The 21,061-nt window shown below is 67.2% G+C and carries 1 protein-coding gene; it reads left to right on the top strand.

The window, feature by feature from the left end:
• The first annotated feature begins 133 nt into the window (after window positions 1-133).
• Complete coding sequence (locus tag ACP7BV_RS07320) at window positions 134-21,061, top strand: leukotoxin LktA family filamentous adhesin (protein WP_426103035.1); 20,928 nt, start codon at window positions 134-136, stop codon at window positions 21,059-21,061.

Below are 21,061 nucleotides of genomic sequence, written 5' to 3'. Positions count from 1 at the left end.
CCCCGCCTTCAACGCCAGCAATACGGCGCGCTCGCTCCCGCAAGGGCCGCTCGCCCATCCCATCCCGTCCCATCCCGGCCGGGCAGGCGCCTCGCGCCTGCCCGGGCAATCAACACATTTACAGGAACGCCCCATGTCCATCTTGTCGAAGACTCTCCAAGCCGCAAACCCACGTCGCTGGCAGCTGTACCGCGCCCGGCCGTCGGCGCTGTTCATGGCCTTGCTGACAGTATTCGGCAATTCGATCGGCATGGCGTACGCGCAAAACACCATCGTGCCCAAGGGGACCACGGCCACCCAGCTGACCGTTTCCGGCAACGTGACCAACATCACCACCGGCACCATCCACGGCAAGACGGCGCTCAATGCCTTCAACCTGTTCCAGGTGGGGCAAAACAATACGGTCAACCTGGTGGTGCCCACCAATGCGACCCACCTGGTCAACCTGGTCACGGACGCCCCGGTCCAGGTCAACGGCATCGTCAACAGCCTGAAGGATGGACGCATCGGCGGCAATGTCGTGTTTGCCGATCCGTACGGCATGATCGTCGGCGCTTCCGGCGCGCTGAACGTGGGCAGCCTGCTGGTGACGACACCGAGCCGCCAGTTCCTTGACGGCGTGATCGGCACCGATGGCAGCATCGATGCGCTGGCCGTCAGCACGCTGGTCAGCGGCAACGCACCGGCCTCCGGCCTGGGCGCGATCCGCATCGATGGCCAGGTCAATGCACGCGACATGATCCGCCTGCAAGGCGCGGCGGTTTCCATCAACGGCGCCTTGCGCGCCGGCGCCGAAGTGGCGCACCAGAGCGCCTTCCTGGGCGCCGTCAACAGCACCGGCATCGACGCCGGCGTGGCGCTGGTCGAGACGGCTGGCGTGATCGAAATCCAGGCCAGCGGCAGCGTGGCGCTGGCCGGTACCGTCGCGGTCGACGGCAAGGCCGGCATGGCCGGCAAGATCACCGTGCGCGCGGACCAGGATATTGACGTCGCGAGCGGGGCGCTGGTGTCGGCGCGCGGCCTGGGTCTGGACGCCAACGGCGGCAACATCGTCGTGTTCGCGCAGAACAATGCCACGCTGGCGGGCGGCGCGACCATCGACGCGGGTGCCGGCGCTACCGGCGACGGCGGCTTTCTCGAGTTCAGCGCCAAGAAGGATCTGGCGATTCGCGGCGGCAAGCTGGCCGCAGGCGCGCTCGGCGGCCTGGGCGGGACCATCCTGATCGACCCGGAAAACCTGCTGTACGAGGGCGCCGGCTTTGACGACTTCAACGGCAACTCCGGCGTCAATTATGTGCTCCAGGCCGACAAATCGATCGTGCTCAAGAACGTGTTTATCTCCACGCGGCGCCTGGCGGGCAACGCCACACCGGATCGCGGCAACGTGATGAGTGCGCTCTCGTCCCAGGCATCAGGCAATATCACGCTAACCGCGCCTTCCATCACGCTCAAGGACAGCACGCTGGTGGCCAATTCGGGCGACAAAGCCACCACCACGTCCGGCGTGGTCTTGCTCAAGGCTGAAGCGAGCAAAACTGCGCCCCAGCTGGGCCTGGTGGACCTGGGAACCGGCATCACGCTCGAGAACTCGACTATCAAGGGCGACTCGGTTGAACTGTCCGCCAAGACCACCGTCGACAGCCGCCACGTGTATGTGGGCGACTCGGTAGTCGGGCTTGCGCAGGGCCTGGCCCGTACCGGCGCATCGGCTATCCTGAAAGTGTCCGGCGTGCCGCTTGACGCTGAGCTGATCTATTCGGACGTGCGCGCCGACGCCACGGTGCGCATCGGCACGGGCAGCGTGCTGGAGGCGCGCAGCAAGGTATTGTTGAGCGCCGCCACGCTGACCCAGGCCGGCATCGAACAGGCCGCGCCCGCCAGCGGCTCGACCGGCTCGTCCTCGTTCGGCATTGGCGCGGCCTATGTCAGCAACCAGTCCAAGGCCCAGGTCATCGTCGAAAGCGGCGCGCGCATCAAGGCGGCCGACCTGACCATCGATGCGCACAACCAGGCCAAGGTGGTGGCCCAGATCAAGGCGCCCCACGCCACCAAGCCGGACAACAACGACGTATCCGTGGCGCTGTCCTACACCAAGGCCGAGATCGACGCCATCGCGCGCGTGGACGCCGGCGCCACGCTGGACGTGTCGGGCAAGCTGGCGCTGGGTGCCACCAACGCCGGCAGCTACACCAACAACGCGGAAGTGGAGACCGGCACCCAGGGCCTGGCCGCTGCCGCCGTCGCCTACGCGCTGCACAATTCGCACGCCGCCGCCACGCTGGGCGCCAACGTGGCCGACGCCAGCACGGTGTCGGTGATCGCCGTCAACGACGTGCAAAAAGATATCGTGACGGCCAAGTCGTCGGTCGGCGCCTCCGGTACCGACGCCATCGCCAACCAGGCTGCCGCGCAAACCATCGGCAAGGCCGAAACCGCCATGTATGGCTTCCTTGGTCTTGGCAACATCATGCCGAGCAAGGACCTGGCGCCTGCCAGCGCCCAGGAATCGAACGCGTTCCGCCTGGGCGGCGCGATTGCCATGTCCACCAGCCGTCACACGGCGGACGCGGTGATCGGCAATGGCAGCGTGGTGCACGCCACCGGTTCGATCGCCGTGGCCAGCCGCCTGCTGGCGGCCGACGTCAAGATCAGCGCCACCTCGGCGGCCGTGTCGCAGTCGGCGGCCAAAGAGTCCGGCGGCGCCAAGAGTGCGTTTTCGGCCGGCCTGTCGTTTGGCAACTTCACCCATGAAGCGAACGCCACGGTGGGCGAAAACGCGCTGCTGACGGCGCCGCGCATTGGCGTTTCCGCCAATACCCTGGTGCCGATCCGCCCAAGTTCGTTCTTCGATCCGGTCGCCACGCTGGAACCGTTTACCCGCTGGACCACCTGGGAAAACCTGCGCACCACCTACGTCAACCTGGACCTGACGACCGACGTCTTCAACGGCCAGTCCTCGGCCAAGGCCAGCGGCGACGGCAGCGAAGACGCCAAAGGCATCTACGGTTCGCTCAACCTGCTGACCTTTAACGACCATGCGCGCAGCGAAGTGATGGCCGGCGCCCGGCTCAATGTGAGCGGCATGTACAACGCGGCAGTCGCGCCGTGGAGCGCGAGCATCAAGGTCGACCCGGCCCGTCCCGAGCAAAAATTCGACTTCACCCAGGCCGTGACGGTACGCGCCGACTACGACGCCACCTACCTGTTCATGGCCGGCCGCCTGCCGGGCGGCAGCAGCGCCACGGGCCTGGGCGCCTCGATCGGCCAGACTACGCTCAACAACACGACCGCTGCGGTGATCCGCGAAGGCGTCGTGATCGAAGGCATCAAGGAATCGGCCAGCGGCACGCCGGGTGCGCGCACCTGGAGCGTGGACGAGCGCGGCGCCGCCGACAGCGTTGCGGTGCAGGCAACCAGCAAGGAGCGCATCATTTCGCTGGCCATGGCCGGCGGCGGCGGCGCCACCTTCGGCTTGAACGGTACGCTGGTGATGAGCGAAGTCAACAGCAATGCGCTGGCGCTGGTGGACGATGAAGCGACCATTCGCAGCAAGGCCTTGACGCTGTCCTCCAGCGTGGAACCGGTGCTGTGGACCGCTGGTGGAGGCTTGAGCCACGCCTCCACCGCCAGCGTTGGCGTGGGCATCGCGATCAACCGCGTGGACACCAGTTCGCGCGCCGAAGTCGCCGACAACGACAGTACCGCCGTCAACGCGCCGCGCGCCAGCACGCGCAACGTGACCGGCGCCGCGCTGGACGTGCGCGCACTCGCGGTCGAGGCGCGCAGCGGCGGCGCCGTCAACGCGCTGGCGATCGCCGGCAGCGTGGCCAAGAACAGCAGCGACCCGAAGCCGGGCATCATCGACAAGATCAAGGAAAAATACAATTACGTGCTCGACAACACGGCGGACGCGGTCAACAAGCTGACGCTGACCGACGCGCCGGCCAAGCCGGCCGGGGCCCAGAAGAGCAAGGAAGAGCCGAGCTTCGCCTTTGCGGGCGCGGGCAGTGCATCGGCCAACGCGGCCAAGATGCGCACCAGCGCCCTGGTGGCCAACGTCAACCTCGACCAGGCTTCCACCACGCCAGCGCCTGGGCCAGCCTCGCTGGTAGTGCGCGCCGTGTCCGACGCCGACGTGCTGGCCGCCAGCGGCTCGGCCGCGCTGGCCCTGGGTGGCGCCACCTCGAACACCAGCAGCAGCGCCATTGCCGGCGCGGTTGCCGTCAACCAGGTCGGCAACGGCACCAGCGCGCTGTTGAAGAACACCCACGTCACGGGCGCCGGCGACGTCAAGATCCAGGCCTTGACCGGCGGCGAGCAGCTGGCCATCGCGCTGGCCATGGCGGTCAACAGCAGCAGCAAGGAAACCACCACATCCAACCAGCTGGTGGGCTCCATCTCGATCACGACCTCGCTCTACGACGACGCCGACAAGAGCATGAATTTCGCGCACGCGGGCGTGGCCGACGCCAGCATCGAAGCGGACGACAGCGCCCCCGCCAACGCTGAAGTGACCGCCTACAACCGCAGCTTTATCGGCACCGGCGGCGGCTCGCTGGCAGTCAAGATCTCCCGCAACGCGGAGGAAAAAGGCGTGGCCGCCGGTCTGGCCGTCAGTTTTGCCAACGTCAGCGCGGACGTCAGCAGCACCATCGATCACGCCACTGTCAAGAACTTCAAGCAGCTTGACGTCAAAGCGTTCAACGCCACGGAAATTGCCAGTGGCGCCGCCTTTATCGCCGCCTCCAACGCGCCCGATGGCAACAGCATTAGCGGCTCGACCGTCATTTCGATGGTCGACAGCACCACCCGCGCCACCATCGGCGGCGACTCCGACGTGGGCGTGACGGGCAACGTGACGGTGCTGGCCACCGATGCCGGCGCGAACGAAGCCTACGAACTGCTGATCAACCCTGACGGCAAGCGCAAAAACGCGGTCAAGGGGCTGGACTATTGCGGCGGCCAGACCAGCGCCGTCGTCACCCCGGCCGGCAGCTGTATCACCGCGGTTGCAGGCAATGTGATGCTCACCGGCGGCAACAACATGGGCGCATCGGCCGGCTACAGCCAGATCAAGAGCGAACTGCGCGCCAGCATCGACAACGCCAGCGTGACGGCCAGCGGCCCCGGCGCCGGCATTGACGTGGCGGCCAGTTCGACGGCGCGCCTGACCACGATTGCGGCGGGCGTGGGCGTGTCCAAGAAAGCGGCCGGCACCGGCTCGTTCTCGGTCAACTACATCGACCAGAACGTCACGGCCAGCGTCGGCAATGCGGGTGCGGGCGCCAGCAACACGGCCAATACGACGCTGGTGGCCGACAATGTGCACGTCGGCGCGTCCGACAAATCCGTCATTGCCACCATGGCCGGCGCAATCGCACTGGGCAAGGAGAACGCGGTGGGCGGCGCCCTGACGCTCAACGACAGTTCCGGCGACGTGCTGGCCAAAGTCGATCACGCCACCATCCACGCGGCCAAGGCGCTTGCCGTCAACGCGGACTCCGGGGCGGACATCAAGTCGCTGGCCGTCAGCGGCGTGGGTTCCAGCGGCGACGCCGTGGGCGCCGCACTGGCGCTCAATTTCATCGCCAACCAGACCGATGCCACGGTCGGCCACAGCGCGCTCGACAGCGGCACTGCAGGCGGCGCTTCAAGTGGAAACGCGGTGACCATCAGCGCGGCCGACAAGTCGGCCATTTTGTCGGGCAGCGGCGCGGCCGTGCTGGGCATGAAGTCCGGCGTGGGCGGCGCCTTTTCGTTCAACAGCATCGACAACGGCGCGCGCGCCACGCTCGACGCCTCCAGCGTAACGCAGGCCAATACGCTCAGCGTGACCGGCGCGCTCGACTCGAACATTCGCAGCGCCGCGATCTCGGTCGGCGTGGGCGTCAAGGATCTTGGCGTATCCGGCTCGGTCACGCTGAACTGGATCGGCACCGGCTCCGGCAACGTAGCCGGCGCCGCCATTACCGCTTCGTACCTTACGTTGACGGGCGCCAGCGCCACCACCACCATCAAGGCCACGGACGAATCGCGCATTGAAACGCTGGCCGGCGCGGTCGCCGGCGGCAAGGACGCCGGCATCGGCGCCGCCGTGGCCGACAACAAGATCGCCACTGCCGTCACCGCCCGCGTCGACGACAGCGCCGTGCATGGCGCGCGCGCAGTAACTGTCGCCGGCGAGAGCACGGCGGCGATCACGTCGGGCTCGGTCGCCGGAGCACTCGGCGGCAACGGCGGCCTGGGCGGCTCGGCTTCGAGCAACCGCATCGACAACCAGACCTTCGCCACGCTCTCGAACGCGCAGGTCGATGGCGGCAACGCCACCGTGCGCGTCACCGCGCATGACGCGGCGAGCATCGATTCGCTGGCCGGCACTGCGGCGGCGGGCGGCACCGCCGCCGTGGGCGCGGCGCTGGCCGTCAACCTGATCGGCGTCACGCCCGGCCATGCGCATACGGCGCAGGCCAGCGTCACCGGCAAAAAGAGCAGCAGCGCGGGCCTGGCGGTCAAGGACTTGCTGGTCTCGGCCGACTCGGCAAGCACCATCAATACCAAGGCTGCCGCCGGCGCGGCGGCCGGCACCGGCGCGCTTGCAGGTTCCGTGGTCACCAACATCGTGGCCAAGAACGCCAAGGCCTTCATCAGCGACGGCGCCAAGGTCAGCGCCGCCAACAATATCGGCGTGCTGGCCTTTAACAATGACCAGGCGTCGGTCTTTGCCGGCGCCATTGCGGTCGGCGGCAACGGCAGCCTGGGCGTGTCGGCGGTATTTAACCAGATGGATGGCGTTACCAGCGCCGCCGTGACGGGCGCGGCAACCGAAGTGGACGCGCGCGGCGCCGACGCCGGCAAGACGGTGGAAGTCAATAGCGGCGAACTGGCCAGCGCACCGGACGTGGGCAGCATCGGCGCGCCGCGCACCAGCGCCTTCAACCTGGATGAAACCAAGTTGCAGGTACGGGGCCTGGCCGTCAACGCCGCGGCGCACCAGAGCGTCAACAACATTGCCGCCACCTTGTCGGTCAGCGGCGGTGGCTCGGTCGCCATGGTGCCCGTGATTAATCTGATGGGCGGCGAGACGGCGGCCTTCATCACCGACGCCAAAGTCAATACGGGCAGTCCCGTGGCGCTGGCCGGCGCCGACGTCAACGTGCTCGCTTCCAGCCACGGCTACGCGGGCAATTTCGCAGCCGGCGGCTCGGGCGGCGTGGGCGCCGCCACCGGTGCGGCCACGGCCAACAAGACCAGCCGCAGCACCCAGGCCTATGTGAAAGACGCCACCATCGGCGTGGCCGCCGTGCGCGACGTGGCCGGCGCGCCCGTCGGCACCCCGATCTACCCGACCAATCCCGGCGCCACCGACGGCGACACCGTATTCCCAATCTTGACCACCACCACGCACACGCTCACGCTCGCCCCGAGCGTGGGCGCGGTCACGGTGCAAGCGCGCGCCTCGCAAAGCGCGGTCGACATCGTGGGCGGCTTTGCGGTCGGCGGCGCGGGGCTGGCAGCCACTGGCGCCGTCACCATTTTCGGCAGCACCACCGATGCCTTCCTCGAAGGCGGGCAGGTCGTCGCCGCCAAACTGGCGGTCGACGCCAAGAGCCGCAGCGCCTACAACTCGCTGGCGCTGACCGGCGCCGGCGGCGGCGTGGGCGTTGGCGCAGCATTTGGCGTGGGCATCAGCGACAGCACCACGCGCGCCTGGGTCGGCGTGAAAAACGCGACCACGCGCAGCACGGCGCTGATGCTGGGCGGCGACCTGGCAGTTGCGGCGCTGACCGACAACACCTTTAACAGCGCCGTGCTGAGCGGCTCGGCCGCCGGGCTTGCCGCGGTGGCGGGCAGCGTCGACGTCACCCTGGTCAAGAACCGCACCGAAGCGGGCGTCTACCACGTCGCCATGAGCGAGCAGGCACCAGCCACGGTGGTGCAGCCGGTCACGTCGGCCATGCTGGCCGAGCCGGCGCCGGGCACCGGTTTTACGCGCACCATCACCACCGACCGCACTGGGTCGGGCCGCCTGGCCGCAGGGCCGGGCGCGGTCTCGGTCACGGCCACGGAAACCATGACGATCAAGCCGAACATCGGCGCGGCCAGCGTGTCGGCCACCCTTGGCGCCGGCACCTCGGCCAATGTGGTAATCGTTAAGAGCGCGGTGACCAGTGAAATCATCGACAGCGCGATTGTCTCCTCAGGCACCGTCAAGGTCGACGCCAGCAGCACCAAGACGATCGACATGGCGGCGCGCACGGTGGCCGGCGGCGGCAGCGTCGGCATCGGCGGCTCGCTCGGCCTGATCGTACTGGGCAGCGGCAATACGGGCGGCGCCAACAGCGAACTGGACAAGGATGGTAACGGCACCTTGAGCCAGGTCAGCACCTTTGCCAGCACGCCCTCCTCGCAAGAGCGCGGCGGCGATCCGGCCCAGCGCAGCGGACCGGGTTATGACGTCAAGGCCAGTGTCAACGACACCAAGGCCGATGCCGTCACCGCCCGCATCGTGGGCGGCGTGGTCAATGCGAATGCGGTCGTGGTCAAGGCCAACGCCCTGACCTCGACCAAGATCGTGTCGGGCGCGGCCACCGTGGGCGGCCTGCTCGGCGCCGGCGGCGCGGTCGGCGTGGCGCGCGTCTACAGCACGGTCGACGCTTCGCTCACGCAAGCGAGCGTCACGGCCGCGAAGATCGACGTCACGGCCTTCACCGGCGACGGCGCGGCCGGTGGGGCGGCGCGCGTGACCACCGTGGCGGGTGCGGCCGGCCTGGTGGGCCTGGGCGCAGCAGTGTCCGACGCAAAAATCGAAAACAGCGTCAGCGCCAAGGCTGACGGCAACTTCACCGGCAACGGCAGCAATGCCATGACGGTGCTCGCCAGCGACGATTCGACCGTTGCCGCCGACGGCCTGGGCGCGGCGGTTGGCGCAGCCGCTGTCGGCGTGGTCATCAGCACGGCCGACAAGGGCAGCGACGTGCGCAGCGAGGTAGGAGACAACACCAGCGTGGCCGGCTACAGCCAGCTGGCGGTCACGGCTGCTGCACAAAAGCGCGCCAACAATGACAAGACGGTGCAGGCCACTGCCGTGGGCGCTGCCGGCGGCTTGCTGCTGGCCGGCTCAGGCGCGCAGGCGAATGCCACCAATACCACCGGCGTGCGCGCGCTGGTTGGCAACAACGTCAAGCTGCCCGATGGGAATATCACCATCGCGGCAACCAATACCAGCAGCCAGCATGCCAAGGCCGAAGGCTATGCCGGCGCTGGTTTGTTCGCCGCCAGCGGCGCGGTGGCGCATGCGAGCTCGGGCCAGCAGGACGGTGCAAAAATGACGACCGTGGCCAGCATTGGCGACAACGCCAGCACCGGCAGCACGCGCAAAGGCTTCCTGTCCGTGATGGCCACCGGTGAAGACCTGACCACGTCCACGGCAATTGCCGCAGCCGGCGGCGTGGTGGCCGGCAATGCCTCGGTCGCGACCACGGCCGATTACGCCGACACCAGCGCCACGCTGGGCGCGGGCGGCAAGCTGCACACCAGTTCGCTGACGCTGGCTGCCAACCATATCGAAAGCCACCTGGCGCAAGCCAATTCGCTGAACGCCTCCGCATTTGGCGGCAGCGGCGCCAATACCACCAACAACGCCGGATCGACGGTCGCGGCGCGCATCGGCGCCGGCACCAGCATCGCGGCCACGAACGCAGTGCTGGTACGCGCCGACAATATGTTCTACACCGCCGCAGGCAACAACGAAAGCGCCTCTGGCGCCGGCGGCGGCGTGGCCAACGGCGCCGCGGCCGGCAGCAGCAGCACCATCGTGGCCGACACCAAGGTGGCGCTGGCCGACGACGTGAGCATCAGCAGCGGCCCGGGCACCGACGCCAATCCGTACAGCCTGGAAATTGTCGCCAGCAATCAGGTCAGCATGTCGGACAAGGTGGTCCTGAAAACCGGCGGCCTGCTGGCCGGCGCGGGGGTCAGTTCGGCCATCGTTGCCACGCTGGACAATGACGTGACGATCGGACGCGGCAACCAGCTCTCCAGTCTGGGCAGCCTGGGCATCGGTTCCTACACCAGCGCTGCGGCCAGCGCGGTGGCCCTGGTCGAAACCCACGGCCTGGCCGTGGTCGGCAGCGCGAACGCGCTCACTGACTTGGGCTCGACCCAGAACGTGACGATCAAGGGTAGTAGCGGCACCCGCAACACCTTGATCAGTTCGTTCGGCAATATTGACATTACGGCCGGCAATGATCCTACCGGCGCCTTTAACACGCTACTGACCGGTAACGCCAGCGGCCAAGCCTACGTCAACGGCCTGATCGCCGTGCCGAAAGCGTCGGCCACGACCAACTTGAGGAGCGACGCCAGCCTCGCCATCGACGCCGGCGCCACGGTGCAAAGCGCCCAAAACGCGACCATTGGCGCCTACCAGGGCCGCCCGATTGCGACCGCCAACGGCACCGGACGTGGTTTCGCGCTCGGCTTCATTCCCGTCACGGCCGGCAAGAGCACCGTGAGCACGCCGTCCAGCGCGCGCGTGGTGATGGATGGTACGGTCAACGCCGGCATCTATCACGACCTGACCATCGTGATTCCCGACTGTAAGGATGCGGGCATCTTTTGCAGCCAGATCAATATTTCGGCCGACAGTGCACCGACGACCGCCACTTTCGAGCGCTGGTTCGACAGCAGTGCCTATATCAAAGACAACTTCAAGGCGACCGCCGCGCGCGATACGATGCTCGCCGGCGTGTCGGCCACGCCGGTTGGCGCCGTCAAGCTCGGCGCGCTGTACGCCGCCGGCGGTACCGTTACCGTCAACGCCAGCGACTTGAGCGGCAGCGGGAAGCTCGTCTCGCATGGCGCACCGAAAATCGAAGTCATCAACTACAGCCCGAACTACCTGGTGGTCGGTTCCGCCACGATTCCCAATACCCCGGGCGGCCAGATCCTGTTCTCGGGCACCGCCGGGCGTGCCTCGGCGAGCAACATGACGCTGACCGAAACGGGCAAGGATGGCGCACCAGTCATCATCCTCGACAACCGCTTCGGCGCCACCGTGCAAAGCGACCTGTATGGCCCTGCAATGATGCTGATGGGTGCGGTCAACAATCTGGGCGGAGCAGTGCGCATCAGCAACCTGATGGGGTCGGTCGGCCAGACCGGCCAGATCCTTGGCCAGCAAGTGAACCTGACCGCGCCCAGGGGCGCGTACGCCGTCGACATGGCCGGCGACGAGCCGTTTTACGCAGGCGCGAATCCGTATGCCGAGTGGCAGAAGAGCATGATCTGGCCGGGCGGCAATCCATCGGTCGCCGCGCCGCGCCCCGACCTGGCCATCGCTTTCGTTGCCAGCTCCGAAAAAGGGGCGTGGAACTACAACTCCGACGATGCCTTCAACCGCAGCTTCGTGCACCAGGCCGGCGCCGCGCTGGGGAGCAACTACAGCGACATTTATTACGGCAGCGGCTTTCGCAACCAGGATTCGGCCGAGGTGGCCAATTCGCTCAGCCCGATCGGCCGGTCGATCCCCATTTCCGAACTGGAGAATTCTTACATTCCCATGGTCAAGCGTGAAACCTTGCACACCGAAATGGACTACAGCAAAGCTGACTTGACGGGCAGCGCGGCCAGCGCCAAGATTTTCGGCGGGACCGTCTCGATCACGGCCAAGTACATCGATGTCAACGGCGGCATCATCGCCGGCCAGCCGACCGACTGGTCGCTCGGGCTGGGCGGCAATTTGACAAACTTCCTCAACGAGTCGACGTATCGCTACTACGCCTTCGGGACCAGCCATTTAATCAAGATTCCGGATGAGTTAGTGAGCGGGCTGAAGGCGGGCGATAAAACCATCGGTGCTGAATTTAACGTCTTGACCAGGCAGATCACGGTCAAGAATGTGAGCGCGTCGTCGGGCGGCGGTTCGGTGTCCTTGAACGGCAATATCATCAGCACCAACAAGTTGGGCAACATTCACGTCAATGGCGGCTTCGGCAAAGTCAACGTGAGCAACGATACGCCATTTGCGCTGGTGATCCAGGATGTCAATGCGGGCAGTTCGGCCGTGATGGCGGGCGCCGTCGGCAAGATCGACATTACCAATACCGCGCTCGACGCGTCCAACAACCATTATTTGTATACCTACGACCCGGCCGTGGGCATGAAAATGTACCGCGGTGCGGCGTGGACCAAGGGACAGGACTTGGCCTATGTCGGCAGCAGCGCGTCGGCGTCGGCCGAGTTTGCGCCGGTCAAGAACATGCGCTGGGAGTGGAAACAGAATGCTTCGCTGGCGCGCACCATCGGGTATGTCAATGATGGCTGGGTTGTGACGGCGACCAACTGGCAATTTAACGGCGACCGCAATAATCCATGGTCTGCTCCCGAAGGCAAGCTGGTGCAGGGCGCGTCCGGCGCTGCCGACTTCATCCAGGATATTACCGGCTACAGTACCAAGCAGGGCACCTCGTTCGGCTATGGCGGCTGCGACGGCTACAACAATCACGGCGGTTGCAACTACGGCTTCCTGCAGACCGAACAATATTCAAACGGCATCTGGCGCGCGCGCTGGAACTACAATCACGTCAATACGGCCACGTTGCAAATGACCAGTTCGGTCAGGGCGGACAATCCGATCCGGATCGATTTTTCGGGCAACACGGTGGGCGAAGTCAACATCGCGTCGGCATACGCACCGGTCTATCTGGCCGGCGCCATCATCAATCCGGGCGGCGCGACCAGCATCTCGACCGGCGGCGCCTTGACCCAGGGCGCGCGCGGCACGCTCAGCACGCACGACCTGACGCTCAACGGCGGGGCCGGCGTGGGAACCGCCAGCAAGGCGATCAGCGCCAGCCTGTCGACTGGCGGCACGCTCAACGCCAGCACGGCCAACGGCGGCGTGTACCTGGACCTGGCGTCCGGTGCGCGCATCGGCCAGGTGAGCGCGGGCGGCAACAACGGTGTCAACGATGTCGTGATCCAGGCCAGCGGCACGCTGTCGGCCTTGCCGCTCGCTTCGGGCAGCGCGAATATCAGCGGCAGCAACGTTACGCTGAGCAGCGAACTGGGCGCCGTGGGCGCGCTGAACGCGCCAATGGTCATCAACGCCAGGGGTAATCCCGGCATCAACGGTGCCATCGGCGGCGTCGTCAATGTCGGCGCGCTGCAAGACATCGGCCTGCGTCAGATCGGCGGCGACTTGCTGGTGGGGACGATTGCATCCAGAGGCAACGGCGACATCGGCATCGACGTCACCGCCGGGACCATGTACGATGCGCGCGGCCAGACCCCGGCCAGTACGCTGAGCAAGGAGCAGGTGCAAGATGCCTGGAAGTCGCTCAAGCTGACGGCGGCGCTGGGCGCCGAGACCGGCACCGCCAACGACGCTTCGGTGCGCGCGCTGGCCGGCGCCGTCAGCCAGGAATACAAGAACTACTGGGGCTTGCGCAAGCGCGGCACGGTGGACGCGAACCACATGCTTACGCTGGACGCCGCCAACCTCGAAGCGCTGCGTGCCGCAGCGCCGGCGGGGGCGAGCGATGCCCAGGTGCAGGCCATGGCCAACGACATGTTCCAGGCCAGCCGCACCCGGCTGGCAGATTCGCTGGCCGACAACGGCAAGTACGGCAGCCAGTGGGAGTCGGCGCCTGATTTTAGCCAGCGCTACAACCTGGGCTTCGCCTTCCAGGCGTCGGCCGAGCAAATCGGCGCGCTGACCGCGCGCGCCCAGTGGGATGAAAACCAGCTGTCGTACTCGATCAGCAAGGCGGCGCTGGAACCGGCCGCGCAGCAGCAAGTGGGCGCGGCCAGCGCCAACATCGTCGGCCACGCGGTGACGATCAACACCAGCGCCGCCGTGGGCAAGCTGGCGCCGGCGGTGTACGTGTCGGTGGCAGACCTGCAAAGCGGCAATTTGCTCGACGTCCAGAAAGCGGCGCTGGGCATCGCCAAGGCGCCGGGCGACGTGCGGGTGCGCGGCAAGGATATGTACGGCAACGCCGCTGTTTACGACTTCGGCACGCTTCCCGGCGCGACCATGGACGGCTTCGAGATCGCCCAGATCTCGCCGCTGTTCATCGATGCGACCGCCGCCATTAACATCAATGCCAAGGCCGGCACCGTGTTCCTGCAGGGCACGGGCGTGAACCGCGACCTGAGCATCGACCACATCGTCGCCACCGGCGACGTGCGCCTGACTGCGCCCGAGAGCATCACCGCCGCCGGTAGCGGCGTGCAGATCGATACCAACGGCAACCTGCGCCTGTCGGCGGCCAGCGGCGACCTCGGTTCCGCGCTCAAGCCGCTGGTTTACCGCGCCGCCGGCATCTTACAAGTGGCCACCGCCGGCAATTCGGCGTACTTGACCACTCATACGGGCGACATGCGAATTGGCGCCCTGGCCGCCCGCAACACCGTCAGCCTGAATGCCACCGGCGGCAGCATCCTGGCCGATAACTTCAATGCCGGCCTGACTATCCAGGGACAGGACCTGGTGCTCAATGCGGCCGGCAGCCTCGGAGCGCCGACCAACCCGCTGCGCCTGAAAGTGAGCGGGCCCGCAGGCGTGGCCGGCAGCGTGAATGGCCATGCCGGCGACAGTATTTTTCTGTATAGCCCGCAGGCCGCTTCGATGCTGTCGATTGCCAAGCTGGACGCCAACAAGCGCATGCACGTGCAAGCCGAGGGCGACCTGAGCGCTGACGAATTGCACACCGGCGGCGCGCTCGTCGTCGAGGCGCGCGATGTAACGATTGATAACGCCACTGCGCGAACGATCAGCATCAATGCCAACGGTGACCTGGCGCTTGCCGGCGACCTGATCGCGAGCCAGACGCTGGACCTGGCAAGCGCCAGCCTGGCCATGGGCGCCGGCAGCGCCGCTGCGGCCGGTTCCGACGTCACCATCACCACCTTGCAGGGCGATGCGGCGCTGGCGACCGTGCGGGGCGCCAATGTCCGCATCGACGCTGCCGGGGGTATCGCGGCAGTGCGGGGTGGCGACAATGTCGTGGCAACGGCACCGTTTGGTGCGGTGACGCTGAACGCCGCCGCCATTGGCGACGGCGCGGCCCGCGTGCAGGTGGCAGCGCCCGATCTGTCGGCCAGGAGCCGCAGCGGCGACCTGTGGCTGGGCCTGAACGGCGACACCCGCGTCTCGTTGCTCGAGGCGGCGGGCGGGCAGATCGACGTGCTGGCCAACGCCAGCATCGACGCCCAGAAAATCGGCGGCCGCGCGGTCCAGGTGATGGCCGCCGGCACGCTGCATGCGGGATCGGTGTATGCCGGCAATGGCGCCCTGCGCCTGGGTGCAGGCGGTGCTGTTTCCGTCACTAACTTGAACGCTGCAGGTTCCGCCGTCATCGACAGCGGCCTGGGCACCTACCTCGACCAGGTCTTCGTTGGCAATGCGCTGACCGTGAACGCGGGCGCGCAAGTGGCCATCACGAACGGCCGGGCCGGTGGAAATGTCATCCTCCGAGGCGACGGCGTCACGCTCGGCATGCTGGGCGCAGGTGCTGATGTGGCAATCGCGAGTGACGGCGCGCTGCGCGCCGATGAACTCGAGGCGGGCAAACAGATATCGCTCGACGTTGCCGGCGACGCCAACCTGATTGTGGCAAAGGCCGGGGACCGCTTCGACCTGCAAGCGAACAGCGCAACGTTCAAGCAGATCACGGCCAAGGGCGACGCCAGGCTGGCCGCCACCGGTGGCAATCTGAACGGCAAGGTGCTGGACAGCCGCGCGCTGACGGCGTCAGCCACGGGCGAAATCCGCCTCGACCAGGTCAAGGCACGCGGCAACGCCACACTCGCCAGCGGTGGCGAGCTGATCGTCGGTAAACTGGACGGGCTCGGCAACACGGAACTGCATGCGGGCAGCCATGCCGGCCTGGGATCCTTGAAAGCGGCAGGCGACCTGCTGGTCAATGCAACAGGCGTGGCCAGCATCGGGACCGCCAACGCAGGCGGCAAGCTTGACCTGTACGCCGGTGCGGCCGCTTTCGGCACCATCACTGTTGGTGGCAAGGCAAGCCTGATCACCATGGGCGGCAGCTTGAGCGGCAACACGCTCAACGTGCTGGACGACACATTCGTCCAGACCGGCACTGGCGCGACATTGCGAACAGTGCGGGTTGGTAATGCCGGCACCTTATCGGATCTGGACATCCGCAGCGGCGGCAAGCTGGCCATGACGGACGCTGCGGCAAGCCGGGATGCTTCCCTGCGCGCCGGCTCGCTTGCGCTTGGCAAGATTGCTACCGGACGCGACCTGCTGATTACGGCCGGCGGCGACGCTGACCTGACAACCGCCAATGCGGGACGCAACGTGCTCTTGCATGCCAATGCAGCGACCTTCGACGCCATCACGGCAGGCGGCAACGCGGTGCTGATCACGGGCGGCGGCAAGCTGGCGGGCAACAACCTGAGCGCCGCTACACTGGCCGCCATGGCCGGCGGCGACGCCAGCCTGGTGAATGTCGCCATCGGCGGCGCGGCGGGCATCGGCACCGGCGGCGCGCTGGACATCAATCAACTGACCGCACTGGGCGACACCAGCCTGGCTGCCGGTACCACGGCCACGCTGCAGACCGTCACGGTTGGCAACGCCGGCGCGCTGGCGGACCTGACCGTCACCAGCGGGGGCGCGCTCGCGCTCAAGCGCGGCACGGCAAGCCGGGATGCTGCGCTACGTGGCCGCGCGATGGCGCTGGGCAGCATCGACACCGGGCGCGACCTGCTGATCGCGGCGACCGGCGCTGTGACGCTGGAGACGGCCACCGCCGGCGCCAACGTTGGCTTGCGCGCCGGGGCGGCGGCATTTAATACGATCACGGCTGGCGCCAACGCCAGCCTGGTCACGACCGCCGGCAACCTGACCGGCAAGCGCCTGAAAGCTGGCAGCGTGACGGCCTCGGTCAGTCAAGACGGCATGCTGGAGCGGGCAGACATTGGCAGCAGCACCGCCATTGCGGCGGGCGGCGCGCTGGACATTGTTTCGCTGGCATCGCTTGGCAATGCGGATTTGAGCGCCGGCGGCAGCGCTACGCTTGGCACGGTCCGGGTGGGCGAGACCGGCACCGCGTCCAGCCTGACCGTTGACAGCGGCGGCAAGCTGTCGCTGGATTTGGGGAACGCGAGCGGCGACGTGGCTTTGCGCGGCGCTTCGCTGGCGCTGGGCAGCGTCACGGCAGGGCGCGACATGCAACTCGACGCACGCGTCAGTGCCGAGGCAGGGCAGTTGGACGCCGGACGCAATCTGGCTGCAAGCGTGGCGAACGACGCTGCGCTGGCGCAGGTACGCGTTGGTGGCACCACCAGCGTCTTCACCGGCGGCGCGCTGGAGATCGGCACGCTGGTCTCGAATGGTGACGCCAGCTTGGCATCAGGCACCGGCGCCACGCTTGGCAACGTTGAAGTCGGCACGTCGGCTGCGCTGTCGAACCTGGTCGCCGCCAGCGGCGCGGATATGTCGCTGCACACCGCAACGGTGAGCGGCGATGTTGCGCTGCGCGGCGCTTCGCTCGCGCTGGGCAGCGTCACGGCAGGACGCGACATGCAGCTCGCTGCGCGCGCCAATGTCGCGGCAACCCAGCTCGACGCAGGACGCAACATGCTCGCAACTGTGGCGGCCGATGCCGCGCTGAACCAGGTCAGCGTCGGCGGCACCACCAGCGTTACCACCGGCGGCGCGCTTGACATCGTCACGCTGGTCTCGATCGGCGACACTAGCCTGGCATCAGGCACCAGCGCTACGCTGGGCAATGTCGAAGTCGGCGATGCCGCTGCGCTGTCGAACCTGGTTGTTGCCAGCGGCGCCGACATGTCGGTGCGGTCCGCCATGGTGAGCGGCGACGTGGCCTTGCGCGGCACTTCGCTCGCGCTTGGCAGCGTCACGGCAGGAGGCGACATGCAACTCGATGCGCGTACCAATCTGAATGCCGGCCAGCTCGATGCCGCAGGCAATCTGCTGGCAACGGTGGCGGGCGATGCAATGCTGAACCAGGTACGCTCCGGCGGCACCACCAGCGTTTCCACCGGCGGCGCTCTTGATATCGTCGCGCTGGTCTCAAACGGCGACGCCACCCTGACATCAGGCACCAGCGCCACGCTCGGCAACGTCGAAGTTGGCACGCCGGCTGCGTTGTCGAACCTGGTGGTTGCCAGCGGCACCGACATGTCGGTGCAAACTGCCAAGGCGAGCGGCAATGCTGCGCTGCGCGGCACTTCGCTCGTGCTGGGCAGCGTCACGGCAGGGCGCGACATGCAACTCGATGCACGCGCCAATCTGAAAGCGGACCAGCTCGATGCGGCAGGCAATCTGCTGACAACGGTGGGAGCCGATGCGGCGCTAAATCAGGTACGCTCCGGCGGCGCCACCAGCGTTGCCACTGGCGGCGCGCTGGATATCGTTGCGCTGGTCTCGAACGGCGACGCCAGCCTGACAGCAGGCACCAGCGCCACGGTTGGCCAAGTCGAAGTTGGCACGCCGGCTGCGTTGTCGAACCTGGTTGTTGCCAGCGGCGCCGACATGTCGGTGCAAACTGCCAAGGCGAGCGGCAATGCTGCGCTGCGCGGCACTTCGCTCGTGCTGGGCAGCGTCACTGCAGGGCGCGACATGCAACTCGACGCACGTACCAATCTGAAAGCAAGCCAGCTGGATGCCGCAGGCAATCTGCTGGCAACGGTGGCGGGCGACGCAGCACTGGCACAGGTACGCTCCGGCGGCACCACCAGCGTTGCCACCGGCGGCGCACTGGACATCGTCACGCTGGCGTCAGGTGGCGACGCCCGCCTGGCATCGGGCACCAGCGCCACGCTCGGCAATGTCGCAGTCGGCATGGCGGCTGCACTGTCGGACCTGGCCATTGTCAGCGGCGGCAAGCTGTCGTTGCAAACTGCCAAAGTGAGCCGTGACATGCAGATTGACACGGGCGGCGACATCGCCGCTGGACAGATCGACGTGGCACGCAAGCTGCGCTCGAACGCGGCGCTCGACACCGGCATGACGCGCGTGCAAGTTGGCGGCACGGCCGACATTGCCACTGGCGGCGCGCTGGCGATCGGTACGCTCGGCGCCGTCGGCGACACCAGCCTTGCCGCCGGTTCGACCGCTGCGCTTAGCGCCATCGCCGTCGGCCAGAACTTGACGGCGAAAAGCGGCGGCGACATGTCGCTCGACACCGTCAAGGCGGGCCTGGACGTTTCCCTGCGCAGCGCCGCCCTCACGGCCGGCAGTATCACGGCTGGGCGCACGCTGAAAGCCACCGCTTTGGCCGATGCACGCCTGGGCCAGGTGCAGGTGGGCGGCACCACCGCCATCGTCACCGGCGGCGCGCTCGACATCGTCAAGCTTGCGTCGCTCGGCGACACGCGGCTGGGCGCCGGCACGACCGCGCACCTGGGCACTGTCCGTGTCGGCGACGCCGGGCAGTTGTCGGACCTTGCGGTCACCAGCGTTGGCAACATGGCGCTCAACGATGGCACCGCAAGCCGCGACATCGACATCGATACCAGCGGCACGTTTGCCACCGAGTTACTTGGCGCCGGACGCGACCTGCGCATCCGCGCACTGGGCAACGCAACGCTGACCACGGCCAGTGCCGGCAAGGACCTGGACCTGCGCGCCAACGGCGCCAGTTTCGGCGCCATTACGGCAGGCGGCAATGCCCGCCTTGCGGCAACCGGCGGCAACCTGACGGGCAGCCTGCTGCGCGCCGATGCGCTGCAGGCCACGGCCGCGATTGACGCCACGCTCACGCAAGTGCAGATTGGCGGTGCGGCAGACGTCAAGACCGGCGCCGCCCTGCGCATCGGCACGCTGGACGCACTGGGCGCGACCAGTCTGGACGCCGGCACCAGCGCCACGCTGGGCAGCGTGAAGACCGGCGACGCCGGCCACCTTGCCAGCCTTGGCGTCACGGCAGGCACGCTGCTCACCGCCGGCACGCTGGACGCCAGCGGCGACGTGCAGCTGCATGCCAGCAGCATGGCGCTAGGGGCGGTGGCAGCGGGCGCCGACCTGGGCCTGCACACCGTCACCGGCGAGGCGGCCTACAACCGCCTGGCCGCCGGGCAGGATGTCACGGCGAAGATCGCCAGCCAGCTCAAGGGCGGCAGCGGCAGCGTGTTGACGGCTGCGCGCGACGTGCGCGTGGGCGCGGGCAGCTTCAGCTTCGACGAAGTGAACGCCGGGCGTGACGTCGTGATCGACCCGGTGGGCGACCTGCTTGGTAACCGGATCGGCGCGGGCGCGTCCATGTTCATCCGTTCCAGCGGCACCATCAATGCGGCGCGCCTGCAAGCGTATGACGCGATCGACTTCGAGGCTGAAAAAGGCATCAAGGTTGGATCGCTGCAGGCCGCGTCCATCACTGCCAGCACCGCAGGCAACCTGACCATGAACGCCGCCGTCAACTGGGGCAAGATGCGCCTGGGTGCCGGTTCCATGGACGTGAACATCGTCAGCCAGGGCGGTCCGAACCTGGAACTGGACGTGACGGGTTACCGCGGCGGGGTAGCCGACTACGTCAGGCTGAACATCGATGCGCAAAGCGGCACGACCTTCCCGCGTCTGCGCGCACGCAATGCCAGCATCACCAGCAATGCGGAGCGCAACACCATCGTGGCCGGCTATGTAAATGGCACGATGCGCTATGTGACGCCGTCGGGTGAGTTCTACATGAACAATGTGAACCCGACGTCGGTAGCCGGTGCCGTGGTGCAGATGTACCAGCCGGCGTTCGGTTTTGCGCTGGAACAGAACGGCGTGTACTACCAGACCGATGCCTACGTCACCCAATATGCACCGCAGTACCGGGTGATGGCGCCGAACCACCACGAAAGCCGTAGCTACAGCGGCATCATGGCCTTTGGCGTCAGCGCCGCGCGCGACATTGGCCGCATGCAGGAGACGCTGCGGCGCACTCCCGGCACGGCCCATGAGCCGGCGGCATCGTGCCCGGCGCCAGAGGCCAAGGACACCATCGATATCGAATCGGTGAATGCGGGCGTGAACTGGGGCATTGAACTGACATCCTTAATCAATACAGCAAACTAA

The sequence above is a fragment of the Massilia sp. TSP1-1-2 genome (genome assembly GCF_049896185.1).
In the GTDB taxonomy this organism is placed as follows: domain Bacteria; phylum Pseudomonadota; class Gammaproteobacteria; order Burkholderiales; family Burkholderiaceae_D; genus Telluria_A.
Note: the sequence above shows the minus strand (reverse complement) of the source record. Positions and strands in the feature narration are given on the sequence as shown.